At 68.9% G+C, this 13,123-nt stretch carries 13 protein-coding genes; 9 read left to right on the top strand and 4 right to left on the bottom strand.

From position 1 onward, the window contains the following. Positions 1-3 precede the first annotated feature (3 nt). The 3 genes from GXY85_02735 to GXY85_02745 are packed head-to-tail and all read right to left on the bottom strand — an operon-like array spanning position 4 to position 3,818. The gene (locus GXY85_02735) at positions 4-855 is read right to left on the bottom strand and encodes a hypothetical protein (GenBank protein ID NLW49745.1); all 852 of its coding nucleotides are present in this window, start codon (positions 853-855) and stop codon (positions 4-6) included. Further along, the gene (locus tag GXY85_02740) at positions 845-3,076 is read right to left on the bottom strand and encodes a hypothetical protein (GenBank protein ID NLW49746.1); all 2,232 of its coding nucleotides are present in this window, start codon (positions 3,074-3,076) and stop codon (positions 845-847) included. The genes GXY85_02735 and GXY85_02740 overlap by 11 nt, the downstream gene beginning before the upstream one ends. After that, on the bottom strand, positions 3,051-3,818 hold the full coding sequence (locus tag GXY85_02745) for a helix-turn-helix domain-containing protein (protein ID NLW49747.1): 768 nt from the start codon (positions 3,816-3,818) through the stop codon (positions 3,051-3,053). The genes GXY85_02740 and GXY85_02745 overlap by 26 nt, the downstream gene beginning before the upstream one ends. A 258-nt stretch (positions 3,819-4,076) precedes the next feature. On the opposite strand from GXY85_02745, the gene GXY85_02750 reads away from it, so the two are divergent. From GXY85_02750 to GXY85_02775, 6 genes are all read left to right on the top strand, one after another. Then, on the top strand, positions 4,077-4,895 hold the full coding sequence (locus tag GXY85_02750; GenBank protein NLW49748.1) for an ABC transporter permease: 819 nt from the start codon (positions 4,077-4,079) through the stop codon (positions 4,893-4,895). A gap of 8 nt (positions 4,896-4,903) precedes the next feature. Further along, the gene (locus GXY85_02755) at positions 4,904-5,671 is read left to right on the top strand and encodes an ABC transporter ATP-binding protein (GenBank protein ID NLW49749.1); all 768 of its coding nucleotides are present in this window, start codon (positions 4,904-4,906) and stop codon (positions 5,669-5,671) included. A 47-nt stretch (positions 5,672-5,718) separates the two neighbouring features. Then, positions 5,719-6,159: an outer membrane lipid asymmetry maintenance protein MlaD gene (gene mlaD / locus GXY85_02760; GenBank protein NLW49750.1), complete on the top strand. Its 441-nt coding sequence runs from the start codon at positions 5,719-5,721 to the stop codon at positions 6,157-6,159. A 25-nt stretch (positions 6,160-6,184) separates the two neighbouring features. Beyond that, a complete protein-coding gene (locus tag GXY85_02765; GenBank protein NLW49751.1) occupies positions 6,185-6,901 on the top strand; it encodes an ABC transporter substrate-binding protein in 717 nt (238 codons plus the stop codon). Then, complete coding sequence (locus tag GXY85_02770; protein ID NLW49752.1) at positions 6,898-7,668, top strand: VacJ family lipoprotein; 771 nt, start codon at positions 6,898-6,900, stop codon at positions 7,666-7,668. The genes GXY85_02765 and GXY85_02770 overlap by 4 nt, the downstream gene beginning before the upstream one ends. Positions 7,669-7,952: 284 nt before the next feature. Continuing rightward, complete coding sequence (locus tag GXY85_02775) at positions 7,953-9,485, top strand: radical SAM protein (protein ID NLW49753.1); 1,533 nt, start codon at positions 7,953-7,955, stop codon at positions 9,483-9,485. A 165-nt stretch (positions 9,486-9,650) separates the two neighbouring features. Here the strand turns inward: GXY85_02775 and GXY85_02780 are convergent, their stop codons facing one another. Further along, the gene (locus GXY85_02780; protein ID NLW49754.1) at positions 9,651-10,958 is read right to left on the bottom strand and encodes a phenylacetate--CoA ligase family protein; all 1,308 of its coding nucleotides are present in this window, start codon (positions 10,956-10,958) and stop codon (positions 9,651-9,653) included. 179 nt (positions 10,959-11,137) lie between these two features. On the opposite strand from GXY85_02780, the gene GXY85_02785 reads away from it, so the two are divergent. From GXY85_02785 to GXY85_02795, 3 genes are all read left to right on the top strand, one after another. Then, the gene (locus GXY85_02785) at positions 11,138-11,527 is read left to right on the top strand and encodes an iron-sulfur cluster assembly scaffold protein (GenBank protein ID NLW49755.1); all 390 of its coding nucleotides are present in this window, start codon (positions 11,138-11,140) and stop codon (positions 11,525-11,527) included. A gap of 61 nt (positions 11,528-11,588) precedes the next feature. Further along, entirely contained in the window at positions 11,589-12,035 is a 447-nt protein-coding gene (locus GXY85_02790; GenBank protein ID NLW49756.1) for a PaaI family thioesterase, read from the top strand. 714 nt (positions 12,036-12,749) lie between these two features. Then, on the top strand, positions 12,750-13,123 hold a 374-nt coding region (locus tag GXY85_02795; protein NLW49757.1), incomplete at its 3' end, for a hypothetical protein.

Genomic DNA, 13,123 nt, shown 5'->3' on the forward strand with positions numbered 1-13,123 from the left:
CGTTCAGCGGACCCTGAAGAGATCGGTCTCGGACCGGACCAGCCAGGGCTCCCGCTTGCGGAACGGCTCGCTGAGCGCGCGCGAGACGCGGCCCGTGCGCTCCAGGAAGTCCACGCAGCTCCGCATGCAATAGGCCGCCAGGCGGTCCGGCCGGCCGGCCGGGTGCGACGGGTTCCCCCGGGCGCCGTTCCTGCAGCCGGCGCACAGGGACCAGTCGACCTCGGCGACCGTCATGCGCTTGCCGGCGATCACGCGTTCCGTCTCCTCACCGAACGCGCCCAGCGGACAGTGTCCGCGGCATTCGTCGCTGCGCGGGCAGACGGGCGCCTCCAGGATCGGGTCCGGCTCGATCGGGGCGTCGGTCAGGATCATCTGGATGCGCTGGCGCGGGCCGAACTCCGGGGTGAGCAGCACGCGGCAGTAGCCGATCTCGCCCACGCCCGCCCGCACGGCGGCGTCGTCGAGGTCCAGCATCACGTTCGGCGCCGGCTTGCCCTCGGCGACCGAGACGCCCATCGGCGGCACCTCGGGGGGCAGGTTGGCCAGCGGCACGGCCTCCCAGCCGTCACTCTCGAGCGCCTCGGCAATCTGGAACGTCAGCATGGGCAGGAAGCGGTTCTCCAGCCACTCCGCGCCGTAGAGCGTGTAGTTCAGGAAGTTGGTCCCTTCCTCGGCGCCGCGCAACGCGCCCCGCGGGATGCGGCGGCCCAGCACGATGACCGACTGCGCCTCCGGGAAGATCGCGCGCGGGTGCTTCGCCTCGGGCAGCTCATCGAACCGGTCGATGCCGGCCACGCCGATCACGTCCGCGCCCGCCTGGCGAGCGAACGCCATGAACCCGTCCCTATCGAACATCGCTCTTCTCCTCACGGTGGATCCTGTGCGCCGGACAGACGCGCAGGCACTCCTCCGCCACGTTCAGATGGCGCTTCTGCGCGCCCCAGTCCACGTCGCACACGGCCTCGGCAACGGCCTGCGCGGTGCGCGACTCCGGCACGGGCACGTCGACGTCCAGGCCCATGTAGGCGGGTCCCTCGCGGCCGCTCAGGCAGTAGCGTTTCGCCCAGTCGCAGGCGAACCCGTCGACGGCCCCCAGATCGAAGTCCACGCCCTCCAGGGTGACGGTCCGCCCGTGGCCGTTCAGCGCGCACGTCGGGCAGGCCGACACGCACGGGTGTTCGCACCGCGCGCAGGCCGGCTGCGTCCGCAGGAGCGGGTCGCCCGGCAGCGGGCAATCGGTCACGATGGCCACAAAGCGCTGCCGCACGCCGTGCTGCGGGGTGATGGGATGGCCGTGCACGCCCACGTAGGCCAGCCCGGCCAGCAGGGCCGCGTCGGCGTTGGCCCGCATGTCGGGCAGGAGCCCGCGCGAACTGCGCACCTTCGACGCCCGGCCGGTCAGGTCATTGGCGATCGTGGCGCGCCAGCCCGACCGCTCCAGCCGGCGCACGACGTGAAACGCGACGTCGCCCAGCAGGTTCAGCGTCTCGAACTGCGCGAAGGCGAACGGGCCGATCGTCTCGGCCGGCGTGACCTTGGCCGTGTCCAGCGCGGCGTCCGGGAACCGCATCCCGAGCACGATGACCGAACGCGCGCCCGGCAGCCAGTCCTCGGGGCCGAGCAGGCGGCCGCCTTCGGTGACCACCTCCGGGAAGAACGGCCCGGGCCCCGGGTTGGCGTCCCGTACGGCCTGGCGCGGTGCGGGGTCCCCGACGGCGCGGCGGAACTCGGAGAAGCGTTCGGCGGAGAAGAACCCGACCAGGTCGGCGCCCCGTTCGAGGCAGAACGCACGCAGGTCGTCCGCCGAAGGCGGCTCCTGCGGCCCCGCGTGCACCTGGGCCGCCGGAAGCTGTGCGCTCGTGAGCACCGTCATGTATCGGTATCCCGGCTTCGGGACGCCGAGGGCGCGCGCGGACTGCACGTCGTTCATGCGCGTGTGGCAGATGGCGGAGTGCCCGTTCACGTCCAGGTAGTGCGCAACCTCCCAGGCGGTGTAGTCCATGCGGCGGGGCAGGTTGGCGTCGTTGCGGGTCGCGCCGGCGCCGGGCGACCGCCAGCCCAGCACGACGACCGAGGCGGCGTCGGGCAGGTGCAGCGCCGGCCGCTGGCCGGTCGCCGCCTCCACCGTCCCGGCCGTCCCGACGGCCAGCGCGTCCACGCCGCCGGCCTCGGCGATCGCGCGGATGCCCTCCACGAGTTCCGCACCGCTCAGTGCGGACGGCTCCTTCTTGCGCCGCGGCGCGCGGCAGTAGTCGGCATCGTACACGCGGCGTGCGGGCGTCATGCAGAACTTCAGGCAACTGCCCTCTTCGCCGCCGGCGGTGCCGTACTTCTCCAGGTAGGTCAGGAGCACCTCTTCGTTGACGACCTCGGGGATCTCGTGGGCGAGGTCCAACCCGAAGTTCTCGGCCCAGGCGCAGCGCCACTTGTTCGTGTCGGGGAAGCGGAAGGTCCGCCCGCCGATCTCGATTTCGTTGATCCCCCGGACCTCCTTGCGGAAGGCGTCGGTCGGGCAGTTCCTGACGCACTCCATGCACTTGTCGCAGAGCGGCGGGCCGTCGTACATCGGCGTCGGGGCCAACTCGGCATCGGTGATGACGCTCACGACGCGCTGCCGGGGTCCGTAATCGGCGGTCATGAACAGGCCGTTCCAGCCGATCTCGCCCAGGCCGGCGGCCACGGCGGCGTAGCGGTGCGCGAGGTCCGGCGCGAAGTCGAGCTTGAAGTCCTTGTAGCCCGTGTAGCGCCAGATGTTGCTGGACACGATGGGCAGCGCGCGCACGCCCTGCGCCTCCAGGAAGCGGGCGAGCCGGAACGAGAGGTCGTCCAGCTTCGGGTTCATCACGCGCCACTGCACGAGATACGCCCCCTCCGGCTGCGGACGCGGCTCGGCGCCCAGCTCCACCGAGGCGTCCGTGTGGTGCAGTCCCATCACGACCACGCTGCGCGCGCCGGGCATGAGGCCCTGAGGGCTCATGCGCAGGGGCGCGCCCGCGAAGCGTTCGACCGGGGCGATGCCCACCTGGTCGGCGCCCAGACGCCGGGCCTCCTCAACGATGCGTTCGGTCAGCGTCACGTCTCTGCTCCTCGAGTTGCCTGCTGATGGCTGCGGCCGCCTCGGCGACGCCCGCCAGCACCCGCGTCCTGTGTTCGCCCTGGAAGCGCGCGCGCGGCAGGAACAGCCCGAGCGCGGCCACCACCTCCCGCCCGTCGCGCACGGGGCACGCGATGCCCGCCGGGTCGCCTTCGGTAATCGCCCGCCCGGCCCGCCGCAGGGCCGCCAGGCGGCTCAGCAGGTGCGCCTCGGTGCCCGCCTCCGGCCAGTGCCGCGCTCCCGGCAGGCCGTTCACCGCCAGGAACGCGCGCAACTCGGCCTCCGGCAGATGCGCCAGCAGCAGCCGCCCGGTGGCGGTGCGGTAGACGTCCTGCTGCGCCAGAAAACCCTCGCGGATACGGAACGACTCGTTGCCGTCCACCTGGCAGAGCGTCGTGCGCCGGCCGCCGCCCATGGCGGCCAGCAGCACGCTCTCGCGCACGCGCCCGGCCAGCTCGGCCATCGGACGCATGGCCGCCTCGACCAGGCCGCGGCGATACGGCCCCTTGCGCGTCAGGTGATAGGCCATCGGCCCGAGCGTGTAGCCGCCCTTGTAGTCGGCCTGGTCCAGGTAGCCAAGCTCCAGGAGCGTCTGGAGGATGTTGGCGCAGGTGCTGAGCTTCAGCCCCAGCCGCCCGGCGACCTCGGACAGCGACGTGGGCCGCTCCGGATCCTCGGACACCGCTTCCAGAACCGCCATTGCCCGCTGGATTGACTGGATCATCGCATTTCCATAATGTGGAAACGATTTCCTTATTAGTGTAATGCCCCGCCCCGGCCGTGTCAAGCACCAAGTGCACCGGCCCGTGTTCGTCCGTGCCGGTCCGTGTGCGTCCGTGTCGGTCCGTGTTCGTCCGTGCCGGGGCGCGTCGCTTGCGGCCGCCGCGCCCATGAGGTCTAATGGAGGCCTGAGTGAACGCTCGCCCCCCTGACGGCCGCCGAGCCCGACGCGCCGGGTGGTGACGTTCATGCGCATCCGATTATGCCGTACCCGCTGGAGAAGACGCCGTTGGCCCTGACGGACAAATCCGCCCTCGTGTTTCTGGCCCGCATCGGTGCGCCCGTCGTCTACGTCGTCCGGGAAATGGGCAACATGGGTGTGTTCATGGGCCGGACGCTGGCGACGGCCAGTGTCCCGCCGTTCAAGTTCGGGCTGCTGATGAAGCGGGTCCAGTTCTTCGGCTTCCAGTCGCTCGTCATCATCCTGCTCACGGGCCTGTTCACCGGCATGGTGCTGGGCTACCAGGGTTACTATACGCTGGCGCAGGTCGGCTCCACGGCCCTTCTGGGGCCGATGGTGGCCCTGGCCCTGCTGCGCGAGCTGGGGCCGGTGATCGGCGCCCTGATGGTCACGGCCCGCGCGGGGTCGGCCGTCACCGCCGAGATCGGCATCATGCGCATCAACGAGGAGATCGACGCGCTGGAGCTGATGGGCCTGAGCCCCTTCCGCTACCTGGTGGCGCCCGTGCTGCTGGCGGCGGTCGTCTGCATGCCGCTGCTGACGGCCGTCTTCAACGCCATCGGCATCGTCGGCGGCTACGTGGTCGGCGTGCGCTTCCTCGGCATCGGGGCGGGCACGTACTTCGGCGAGATGATGGACTACGTGGACATGGAGGACATCGCCGCGATGCTCTACAAGTCGCTGGCCTTTGGGGCGCTGATCGCCTGGGTGTCGTGCTGGAAGGGCAGCCGCGCGGGCTACGGTGCCGAGGGCGTCAGCAGGGCGACGACCCAGTCGGTGGTCCTCTCGTCGGTCCTGATCCTCGTGTTCGACTACTTCCTGACATCGATCCTGTTCTGAGGGCCGGGATGATCTCCGCCATCGACCTGCACAAGTCGTTCGACGGCACCGAGGTGCTCAAGGGCGCCTCGCTGGAGATCCGGTCCGGCGAGGCCGTGGCCCTCATCGGCCCGAGCGGCGAAGGCAAGAGCGTGTTCCTGAAGCACCTGGCCGGGCTGATGCGGCCGGACAGCGGGCGCGTGCTGGTCGACGGGCACGACCTGGCCCACACGCACGGACGCAGGTTGGAGAAGCTCAGGAGCCGGTTCGGCTTCGTCTTCCAGGGCGGCGCGCTCTTCCAGTCCATGACCGTCTACGACAACGTCGCCTTCCCCCTGCGCGAGAAGACGCGCCTGAGCGCGCGGGAGATCCGCGAACGCGTGATGCAGGAGCTGGAGAACGTGGGCCTGCACGAGTCCGAGGACAAGTTCCCGGCCCAGATCAGCGGCGGTATGGTCAAGCGGGCCGCCCTGGCCAGGGCGCTGGTGCAGTCGCCGGAGATCGTCCTGTTCGACGAACCCACCACGGGCCTGGACCCCCGCATCGCCCGCTCGATCGGCCGCCTGATCCACTCCTGCCACAAGCGCCTCGGCCTGACGGCCGTGATCGTGTCCCACGACATCCCCTACGTGTTCCGGATCGTGGACAGGATCGCGCTGCTCGACGACGGACGGTTCGTCTTCGCCGGCACCCCGGAGGAACTGGACGCGTGCGACGATCCGCGGGTACGCGCGTTCGTGGACGTCGAGGCCGAAGACGAGGCGGTTCCGTCCGGCGCGCGTGGCCGGGACGGGTAGGGACAAAGGACGGGTGTTCGCCTACTGACTGGAGGACGCACACAACGATGAAGGCCTTCCACGTGGAGATGACCGTCGGAGCGTTCATGGTACTGGGCATCCTGTGCCTCGGGTACCTGTCCGTCCGCCTCGGCGGACTGGAGCTATGGGGACGCGACTACCAGCAGGTCGACGCCGTCTTCAGCAACGTCGGAGGCCTGCGGGCCGGAGCGCCGGTGATGGTCGCCGGCGTCACGGTCGGCCGCATCGGGTCCATCACGCTCGAGGAGTACGCGGCCCGCGTGGTGCTGGAAGTCCGCAGCGACCTGGAACTCCAGGAGGACGCCATCGCGTCCATCAAGACCCAGGGCCTCATCGGCGAGAAGTTCGTCGAGATCAGCCCGGGCGGATCGGAGGAACTCATCCCGCCGGGCGGCCGCATCGCCCAGACCGAACCGGCGTTCGACTGGGAGTCCCTGATCGGCAAATACGCGTTCGGCGATATCTGACCAAGAGGAACGGAGGAGCCTTCAGATGTGTGAGCGGATCGCCCCATTGCTGCTTCTGTTCGGTCTGACGCTCTGCATGGCCGGCCGGGCCGCCCTGGCCGCCGAGCCCCCGGAGGACGCCGCGCCGAGCCCCGTCGAGTTCGCCCGCGTAGCCACCCAGAGCCTGTTCGACATCCTTCGCGACCCCGACCTGCAGGGCGACATCAACGCGGAGGCCCGCTACCAGGCGGTGCGCAAGGACTCCGACAAGAACTTCGACTGGACCGAGATGGCCCGGCGCTCCCTGGCGCGCCACTGGAACCGCCGGTCGACGCAGGAGCGCGAGGAGTTCACCAGGCTGTTCAGCCACCTGATCGCGAACACCTACCTGACCACCATCGAGCGCAACCTCGACGCCGAGATCCGCTACGAACAGGAGGACGTCAAGGAACGCTCCGCCACGGTCCGCACCCTGGCTGTCACCCGCGACCGCACGGAGGTGCCCATCGTCTACTGGCTGCGCAGCGCCGACGTCCCCCGCGACCCGCCCGAGACGGGAACCCGCCCGAGCTGGCTCGTCTACGACGTTCAGATCGAGGGCGTCAGCATGGTGTCCAACTACCGGTCACAGTTCAACAACATCATCGTCGGCTCCTCCTACGAGCGGCTGCTCGAACGCCTGAAGGAGCGTGTGGCCGAGGCCGACCGCAAGCGCGCCGAACTCGTGGCAGCCGCACGGAAGGCGCAGGAGGAGGCTCAATGAAGACCCGACTCCCCGTCGTCATGGCCCTGATGCTGGTCGCCGTCGGCTGCGCCGCCACGCGCCCGGCGGACACCGCCGGACAGAACCCCGCGGTCGCCGCACCCGGGGCGGCCGCCGGCGAGGTGGAGTCCGAGGAACTGCCCTGGCCGGACGAGTTCGACGACGGCCCCGAGATACGGGACCCCATCGAGCCGGTCAACCGCGCGTTCTTCGGCCTCAACGACAAGCTCTACTTCTGGGTCCTCAAGCCCGTCGCCGAAGGCTGGGCCGCCGTCAGCCCCCGGCCCGTGCGCGTGGGGCTCCGCAACGCCTTCGACAACCTCGGCGTCGTCGGCCGGGCGTTCAACTGCGCCGCCCAGGGCGATCTGAAGGGGACCGCCACCGAGGCCGCACGCTTCGGCCTCAACTCGACCGTCGGGGTGCTGGGCGTCTGGGATCCCGCCCTCAGGTGGTTCGACCTGAAGCCCCGCAAGGAAGACTTCGGACAGACCCTCGGGCACTACGGCATCGGGCCCGGCATCCATCTGACCCTGCCCGTCATGGGCCCGTCCTGCCTGCGCGACGCCATCGGCTCGATACCCGAGGCCCTCATGAATCCCCTGACCTACGTGGCCGGAGTCAGCGCCGTCCAGCGCATCAACGACCGGTCGCTCGGCGTCTGGGCCTACGAGGACCTGAAGGAGAACGCACTCGATCCCTACATCGCCGTCATGAGCGCCTACTACCAGCAGCGGCAGCACCTGGTCGATGAGAACGCCGCCCCCTGACGGGCCGCAATGGATAGCAGCCCCGGGCGTCCTCGCCCGGGGCCCGGAGCCGGGGGGGGCGGGGCCTGGGGGCAGGTGGCGGGCCGCCGCGCCGCCGTGCGCGTTCGTGCGTGTGCACGCCGTGGGGGCCCCAGCAACCGCACCGCAGAAATCGCCGGAAGCATGCTGCTTTTGCCCCTCGAGAAGCAGTAGAATACCCTGAGTGGACCCGGACACCCCGGTCCACGGCGTGCCGTTCCCCAGAGATCACAACCGGTAGATCCCGATCCATGGGAGACCTCAGGATGAATAAGTCGTTCTGCCTTTCGTGCGAGAAGCTGGTGCCCACTGAACGCGTGGACCGCGACGGCAAGGTCTACCTTGTCAAGCACTGCCCCGACTGCGGCGACACCGAGACGATGATCTCGAACCGTGCCGACCGCTGCAACGCGAAGCGGGAACTGGACTTCGACTACGACTACCACGGCTGCGCCATCCAGTGCCGGCAGTGCAACCTCGGCAAGGCGCCGACCTACGCGTTCATCAACCTGACGAACAGCTGCAACAGCAACTGCCCGATCTGCCTGGACAACGTGCCCGCCATGGGCTTCCGGTATGAGCCGCCGCTGGAGTACTTCGACAGCCTGTTCCGCCAGCTCTCCGAGATGGAAGAGCCGCCGACCATCGCCCTGTTCGGCGGCGAGCCGACCGTCCGCAAGGACCTGATGGACATCGTGAAGCTCTCGAAGTCCTACAAGCTGACGACCCGCATCTTCACCAACGGACAGAAGTTGGCCGATGAGGAGTACACGGCCGAACTCATCAAGAACCGCGCCATCATCATGATGTCATACGACGGGTCGAACCCCGAGACCTACACGCAGTTGCGCGGCACCCCGAAGGTGATGGAGCTGAAGCAGAAGGCCATCGAGAACATCGCCAGGACGCGGCGCGCCAAGGCCATCATGGTCTCGGTCATCGCGCACGGACTCAACGACCACCTGGTCCCCGAACTGCTCGACCTCTGCCATCGGCACCGCCACGCCTTCCGCTGCATCTACCTGATGCCGCTCGCCCACATGTGGAAGGAGTCGGAGTGGGACTACTCGCCCAACCGCATGACGACCGAAGACGCAGAAGCCCTGGTCAATGACGCCTACCCGGAGTACGACATCCAGTTCATCCCCGCCGGGCTGCTCTCCCAGTTCCGCCACCTGACGGGCCTGATCGACAAAGCCTCGTCGATCTACGGCGGAGCGCACCCCAACTGCGAGAGCGTCTACCTCCTGGTCTCGAACGGCGAACGCTGGGTCCCCATCGACCACTACCTGCGCGGCAACCTGCACGACATCGCGCGGCACGCGATCCGGCTGGAGAAGCAGTTCGCCGCCCGCGAGGAACGCTGGCAGCACTCCGCACTGGGCAAGCTGCTCGGATGGCTGCACCTGCGTCGGTTCGCGCTGCGCACCATCGCCTTGCCGCAGCTGTTCTTCCTGATCGCCCGCCGGGTACGATTCGGACGCCTGTTCAAGGGCTGGGGCCCCGTGAAGCTCTACAACATCGTCATGGCGGGCTTCGAGAAGCTGTTCGGGAAGAAGACCCGCACGATCCGCGAGCACCGCACCCACTGGCAGGACACCTTCCAGGTCATCATCCTCCCCCTGGAGGACAACCACGTCCTGGAAACCGAGCGCCTGGAACGCTGCCCCACCGTGCACGCCTATCTGGACCCGCAGACCGGGGAACTCAAGTACATCCCCGTCTGCGCCTGGCGCCTGCACAACGGCCCGATCCTGCGCGAACTCGCGGAACGGTATCCCGTCGGGCAGCCCGCCTGAGCACGCGCGCGTGCACGGGCACACGAACGGCGCAGTCGCGCGCAGCGCGGCCCGGCCAATGCGCGGCCCCGGGCGTGCCCGCCCAGCGGCGTGACGAGTACATGCGCGTCCGGCGGCGCTGTCCGTGTGTCCGTGTGTGGCGCAGGTCCCGCCTCGGCGGCAGGGTCAGGCGTCCGCCCCCCGGCCCACAAGGCTCCGCGCGTACTGCAGCTTTCCGCTGGGTGCGGGCGGGAGCCGATCGACGAGGACCACGCCGAACTCCACCTCAGGCCCCAACAACGTCGCCGTCCGGCGCTCCAATCCCCGCACGGCGTCCGGCGACGGCCGGCCCCGGGGAACCGCGTAGAGCACGATCCGGTCGCGCCGCTCCTGCACGATCTGGTGCGACCAGATCCAGTCCGTCGTCTCCAGCAGCACCCGCGCGATGTCGTAGGGATGCAGCAGCCGCCCGTCCGGCAGCAGGAACTGGTCCAGCAGGCGCCCCTGGACATCGCCGATGGTCGAATACGGCAGGCCGCAGGCACACACGTCCGCGCCCTTCGTGACGACGTCGCCGAGGCGGTAGCGGATGAAGGGCATGCTGTACGAGTGGAGGCCCGTGACCACGACCTCGCCCCGCTCCCCTTCGGCCGCCGGACGGCCGTCCTTGAGCACCTCGAGGATCACGGTGTCGTCCATCGTGTGCATGGCGCCCGTCTGCGGGCATTCCCACGCGATCAGCCTCATCTCCTCGCTCGCGTAGCAGTTGTAGACCTGGGCGCCGAACGCCTGCCGGATGGCCCTCCGGGCCGCATCCGTGATCACCTCCCCGCCCACGCAGATGACGCGCGGGCGGATCCGCCGCAGGTCCTCCGGCCCGGCCGCCTCGGCCACGCGCAGGAGCACGCCCGGGTAGGCCGCCAGGATGTCCGGACGGAAATGGCGCAGCGCCGCCACCAGCTCCCCCGCCGGCCAGCACATGTCAATGTTCAGCTTGGGGAACGCACCGAGCGCGTTGCGGAGGACGTCCGAAAGCGCGTTGGAGTACAACACGTGGGAGCGCATGTACTGCAGCACGGCCATACGGTCGCGGGGCCGGCGCCCGTAGCGGAGGAACGGCCGGAACCAGGAGAGCATCAGCAGGCTGAGTTCGAACCGTGACGAGTAGACCGTGAACGGCTCCCCCAGTGTGCCGCTCGTGCGGATGGTAACCAGCCGCTCCGGGTCCAGCCCCCGGGCCAACGTCTCCCGCACCGGCGCGGCGCGCAGCTCGTCCTTGGTCACCACCGGCAGGGCCGGCAGGTCGGCCGCCGTGCGGATGTCCTCCGGCCGTACCCCGGCCCGGTCGAACGCCTCACGGTAGAAGGGAACCCGGCGGTAGGCATGCGCCAGAAGCCTCCGGAGCGCGCCGCTCTGACTGCGCAGTACCTGCGCCCGCGAGCGGTAAGGAACGATGAACCGGCAGGCAGCCAGACTGGTCCTCCACCGTCCCATCCGCGGGCCTTCGGTCCGATGGCATCGGCCCGGCGCGCGCTCCAGCACACGCCGGACTGCATCCGCGCCCGATCATACGCGCTCCGCGCCTCAGGAGCAAGCAGCATCCGGTTTCGCTGGCTTTGCGTTGCCGTTCGTTTATAATGTTAATGAGCTTGAACATATGGAGGCCTTTCCCTATGCCGGACGACACGCGGGACGCCGGACGGCCCTCGCTCACAGGCGCCCCCTCACCGACTGAGAGCGGCTTCTTCGGCCGCATGAACGACCCGTGCGGCTCCGCCCACGTGCGCGGGGCCTGCGGCGACGAGATGGAGGTCTACCTCAGCATCCGCGACGGCGTCATCACCGAGGCGAAATACTACACCGAGGGGTGCGAGGACACGCACCGCTACGGCCACGCCGTCGCCTCGGCCGCACAGGGCCGGCCGCTTCCGGACGCGCTGACCATCAGCCCGCGACAGATCATGGACGCGGACCCCCTTCTGACCGAGGGCAGCCGTCACTGCGCCATCCTGGCGGTCATCACGTTCTACCGCGCGGTCGCCGACTACCTCGTCCAGCCCTGAGGCCGGGCCGCCGGGCGGCCGCCGGCGCACACGCCTCCGCCAGGGACGAAAGGACAGCCCCATGCCTCTGCTGACCAAGCCGGACCAACAGGAACTCGAGCGGAACCGCCTCCGGGCGCACCCCCGCTGCGTTGTATGCACACGCGCTCACCAGAATGGGCTCGGCGTGCGGTTCAGCCTCCGGGACGATGGCGCGGTGGAAGGCCGGTTCGACTGCAAGGTGAACTGCCAGGGCTACTGCGACATCCTGCACGGCGGGGTTGCGGCAGCCCTGCTGGACGGCGCAATGACGAACTGCCTGTTCGCCCACGGCGTCACCGCCGTCACGGCCGAGATGGCCATCCGCTACCACGCCCCGATCCGGGTCGGCCACGAGCTGACAGCCCGCGCGCGCATGTCCGACGCACGCAGGTCGCTCTACAGCGTTCAGGCGGAACTGCTCCAGGAGGGAGAGGTCCGGGCCACGGCCACCGCCACGTTCATGGAGCGCCCTCAGGACACCGCCTGATTGCCCCTGCAATGGGTAGGCACGGCCGTCCCCTGCCGTGCAGGCTCTTGCCGATGGTGCCCCGGCGAGACGCCGCCATCCCCGCAGTCAACGAGCCGACGGCGGGCGGCGGGCGGCGGGGTTCGCAACTCGTCGTGAGTGCGCCTCCGGTGCCATGTCCGCCGCCATATGGCAGCGGACCCCAAAAAGGAAGCCCCGGCGTCCGCGTCATAAGTCTGCGTTCCGCCGGGGCTTACTGGTGGAGGATACGGGGCTCGAACCCGTGGTGGCAAAAAGTGTTGTGACCAACAGGACCGGTCCATATCCCCTACAGAACCAACGCAAAGCCTTGCAGAATCAGACACTTGCGGCAACGGAGCAGCATGGCAGAATGACAGTACCGCAACAGATTGCGAACACAATCCGGGCAATTCGCTGCACTGCAAGTGTGCCCTATTCGTGCCCCGACAGGATCTCCCGCCGGAGTTGGTGCATGTCGTGGAGGCTTGGGCATCACTCCCTGAACCGATCCGAGCTGCAATCCTGACGTTAGTCCGATCGACTGCGGGGGCATGAACGATGGCTGTGAATAGCGGACCCCTATGACGAAATTGACAGAATCGACAGAATGCTCCGGGCTGAAGGCGGCGACGTCTCGCTTCAGATTGCTTGTGATTTGCTCCGTCGCGCGATATAATAGTGCATATGACGAGGCTATAACGGCAGGAAAACGGCATGATCGGCAGCAGACACAGGGACGAACACGGCTTGACGCCCAGGCAGGCGATGGCCGCCGAGCATTACGTCTTGCACGGCAGCATGTCGGCTGCCTACCGGCATGCCTATAGCACCTCCAATATGCAGCCGGCGACGGTCAACCGCAAGGCCATCGATCTGTTCCGAGTCCCCGCCGTTGCCCGCCGAGTTGAGCAGCTCCGTGCCGAGGCCGAGGAGCGGGCTACCATCACGCGGGACGAGGCCCTGGCCCTGCTGGCTGTCATCGCCAGGGGCAAGCAGTCGGCCGTCGCCGTCCGTGCCATCGACCGCCTGGCCAAGATGTGCGGTTGGGACAAGCAGGCCGTTCTGGGCGACGACCGGGTCACCATCAC

It is taken from the genome of Candidatus Brocadiaceae bacterium, assembly GCA_012728835.1.
Taxonomy (GTDB): domain Bacteria; phylum Planctomycetota; class Brocadiia; order SM23-32; family SM23-32; genus JAAYEJ01.

Bases quoted from the DNA above. Each gene is read 5' to 3' on its own strand.
- GXY85_02735 (NLW49745.1), bottom strand. From the start codon at position 855: ATGTTCGATAGGGACGGGTTCATGGCGTTCGCTCGCCAGGCGGGCGCG.
- GXY85_02745 (NLW49747.1), bottom strand. From the start codon at position 3,818: ATGATCCAGTCAATCCAGCGGGCAATGGCGGTTCTGGAAGCGGTGTCC.
- GXY85_02750 (NLW49748.1), top strand. From the start codon at position 4,077: ATGCCGTACCCGCTGGAGAAGACGCCGTTGGCCCTGACGGACAAATCC.
- GXY85_02755 (NLW49749.1), top strand. From the start codon at position 4,904: ATGATCTCCGCCATCGACCTGCACAAGTCGTTCGACGGCACCGAGGTG.
- mlaD (NLW49750.1), top strand. From the start codon at position 5,719: ATGAAGGCCTTCCACGTGGAGATGACCGTCGGAGCGTTCATGGTACTG.
- GXY85_02765 (NLW49751.1), top strand. From the start codon at position 6,185: ATGTGTGAGCGGATCGCCCCATTGCTGCTTCTGTTCGGTCTGACGCTC.
- GXY85_02770 (NLW49752.1), top strand. From the start codon at position 6,898: ATGAAGACCCGACTCCCCGTCGTCATGGCCCTGATGCTGGTCGCCGTC.
- GXY85_02775 (NLW49753.1), top strand. From the start codon at position 7,953: ATGAATAAGTCGTTCTGCCTTTCGTGCGAGAAGCTGGTGCCCACTGAA.
- GXY85_02780 (NLW49754.1), bottom strand. From the start codon at position 10,958: ATGGGACGGTGGAGGACCAGTCTGGCTGCCTGCCGGTTCATCGTTCCT.
- GXY85_02785 (NLW49755.1), top strand. From the start codon at position 11,138: ATGCCGGACGACACGCGGGACGCCGGACGGCCCTCGCTCACAGGCGCC.
- GXY85_02790 (NLW49756.1), top strand. From the start codon at position 11,589: ATGCCTCTGCTGACCAAGCCGGACCAACAGGAACTCGAGCGGAACCGC.